The organism is Candidatus Contendobacter odensis Run_B_J11 (assembly GCF_000531125.1).
Taxonomy (GTDB): domain Bacteria; phylum Pseudomonadota; class Gammaproteobacteria; order Competibacterales; family Competibacteraceae; genus Contendibacter; species Contendibacter odensensis.
In genome coordinates this window covers 1-2,744 of record NZ_CBTK010000207.1, presented here as the reverse complement: position 1 = coordinate 2,744, position 2,744 = coordinate 1, and the positions used below count along the sequence as shown (strand labels likewise).

The following is a 2,744-nucleotide window of genomic DNA, read 5'->3' as shown; positions in this document are numbered from 1 at the left end:
GGACCACTTTCTCGGCGCGGGGATAGCGGACCTCCAGCAGGTCCTTGACCTCCTCGGCGAAATCCACTGCGGTGCGCCGGTCAGTGACGGTGACGTGGCGTTGTCCGGTGAGGGGTTCGAAGGTCATGAACAGATTAGCCGTCCCCCGTCGCTCGTACTCGTAGTCCACCCGTTCGGGCTGGCCGGGTTCGGCGGGCAGGGGGGTCCGGGTTTCGGCCACCCACTGCTTGCCGATCTCGTCCAGGCAGACCACCGGACACGCCGGGTCGTGGGGTCGGGTATAGACCTCCAGCACATCCTCCATGGCGCACACGAACTCGGCGTTGGCCTGCGGGGGGATCACCCATTGCTTCCGCAACCACGGCTTGAGTTCGTTTTTTTTAACGTCGTGCGCACGCATTCCGGGCCGATGGTGTCCACCACATCCAGTTCCACCAGCCGATCCGCCAGCAGCCGCATCGTCCACCGGCTCCGCCCTTCGGGCGGCGCGGCGCAGGCCAGCGCGATCAGCCGGGCCTCTTGGGCGCCATCCAGCTTGCGGTACTGCCGGCCGGTCGGTTTCTTGCGAAACAGCGCCGCCGCCAGCCCTTCCTCGACCAGCGCCCGGCGCACCCGGTACACCGTGGACGCCCCACACTCGACCGCCTCGGCAATCCGTTCGTCGTCCCAGCCCGGCCCGCCGTCGCCGACGTCGGCCTTGAGCAAAATGCGGGCATGGATCAACACCGATGCGGCCCGCTTCCCGGTGCGGCTCAGATCCTCCAGTTCGGTGCGCTCTTCTTCGGTTAGGCGGACGATGTATTTGGGCAATGGCATGGTCAGGCTCCGGGTCGGGGGTACCCTTCCAGGAAAACTCATGCCCTACTTGAAGTCAACTTAGAGCGGGTGAAGTACTAGAGTAGCCAGCTCTACCGCCTCACCGTTTTTCCAGGACTGCCGGTGAATCACCTCGGCTTTGTAGAGGCCGTTGATGGTTTCTGCCAGCGCGTTGTCCTACGAGTCGCCCACGCTACCCACCGATGGCTCAATGCGGGCCTCTGCCCATCGATCGGTAGAGCGGATCGAGACGTACTGCACGCCCCGATCACGGTGATGGATCAGGCCACCACCCGGCTGAGCGGGCTGCCGTGCGTACAGTGCCTGCTCGAGAGCGTCGAGCACGAAGTCCGTGCGCGCTGAGCGGGAGACCTTCCAGCCGACGATCCGCCGGGCAAAGACGTCGATGACGAAGGCCACAGAGACAAAGCCTTGCCAAGTTGAAACATCGGTGAAGTCAGAGACCCACAGGACATTCGGACGATCCGCGCAGAATGGGCGATGGACGTGATCCTGGGGACAGGGCGTTGCCTTGTCACTGAACGTCGTTCGGGGCGTCTTGCCACGGACGACCCCTTGCAAGCCCCCCTCTGCCGCATCAGCCGTTCGACGGTACAGCGTGCCGCGCTGACCCCTTCACGTTGCAACGGGCGCCAGACCTTGTGCACCCCATAGACTTGGAAATTCTCATCCCAGACTGGGGTTCTACGCCCAAAACCGCGAAATTTTTGAAATTACTTATAATCAATATCTTATCTGAAGATTCTGGAAGCTAGATCGGCTTTTAGGTCGCCTGAACATGTTGCAAACTTTCGATAAAAGAACCCTTTTACGGAAAGTTTGGCTGTGGCTGCTACTATTTTCGGGGCTTGAAGGCGGAAAAATCGGAGAGTCCTCGTCATCGAAAACCGGAAAGTTACGAGTGGGCACCCTCATAGAGATGAAAGACGGCTTAACACGGGAGTGAATAGGTCTGTTAGGCTTCGGAACCCAACGCTGAATGACAACAAGTTATTGAATTTAAAAACTTTCAAAAATTTCGCGGTTTTGGGCGTAGAACCCCTGATAGGTGGTAAGACCGGTTAGCCTTCATCGGCATCATTAAATTCAACTCAGGGTTTGACCGGAGTTCGATAAAATAACTCGTTCTACGAGGCTGAAAGCCAAAACTGTCCGAACCATTGATATTACGGCCCCGTACTCTGATAGGCTAAACCCAACCAAGATGCTGATGGCGATTCGAGCGCGCATTCCAGCAAACCAATCAGTTTTACGCCCGAAGCGCCGCCCGGAGTGGCGCGTTCGGAATTCTACATGCCGCCACCCGCCGCCACCCGCCGCTGCGAAACCGTCAGCCACCCGGCCAGCCCGATGACCAAGATGGGATAAAGGGTCGAGAACCGGTAAATCTGCTCCAGAGCCAGCCATTCCCGCAGCGGGCCGATTACGAACGACCCCAGTCCTACCCCGACCATCAGCGCGGCGATCAGCATGGACGATACCCAGGCCACCTGATCGGGGAATCGCGCCGAAGCCAGCGTGATGGTCAGCGGGAAAAAGGCCGAGCAGGCCAACCCCGCCAGCGCGAACAGCCCCAGTCCCAGCGCGGGCGTATTCGCGCCGGGCAGCAGCAGAAACGCGGCGGCCATCAACACTGGTAGCGTCAGCCAAATCACCTGGGGCGCGACCCGAACCACCAGCACCGCCACCAGCAAGCGTCCCGTCACCATCGCAGCCCAGAACACCGACAGGGCCAGCGCCGCCACGCCCGCCGGCAGGGCCTTGGCTTCCCGCAGGTAAATCACCGCCCAATTACTGAAGGCGCCCTCGGCGAAGGCGTACAGCACGGCGATGGCGGCAAAGGTCCAGAACGCGCCGATTATGGTGGTGCTGGGTAATCCGCCTTATTCCGGGCATTCCGCTAATCA

General features: G+C 60.6%; 3 protein-coding genes and 1 pseudogene. All 4 read right to left on the bottom strand.

Features of this window, described 5'->3' with window-relative positions; genetic code table 11:
• On the bottom strand, positions 1 to 343 hold a 343-nt coding region (locus BN874_RS12350), incomplete at its 3' end, for a transposase (protein WP_034433774.1).
• Complete coding sequence (locus tag BN874_RS12345) at positions 340 to 816, bottom strand: helix-turn-helix domain-containing protein (protein WP_034433771.1); 477 nt, start codon at positions 814 to 816, stop codon at positions 340 to 342. The genes BN874_RS12350 and BN874_RS12345, both read right to left, overlap by 4 nt.
• Before the next feature lie 78 nt (positions 817 to 894).
• Positions 895 to 1,514, bottom strand: a pseudogene (locus tag BN874_RS12340) (IS3 family transposase); the annotation flags it as partial.
• Positions 1,515 to 2,126: 612 nt separating this feature from the next.
• Positions 2,127 to 2,663: an MFS transporter gene (locus tag BN874_RS12335; protein ID WP_051497787.1), complete on the bottom strand. Its 537-nt coding sequence runs from the start codon at positions 2,661 to 2,663 to the stop codon at positions 2,127 to 2,129.
• Between the last annotated feature and the right edge of the window lie 81 nt (positions 2,664 to 2,744).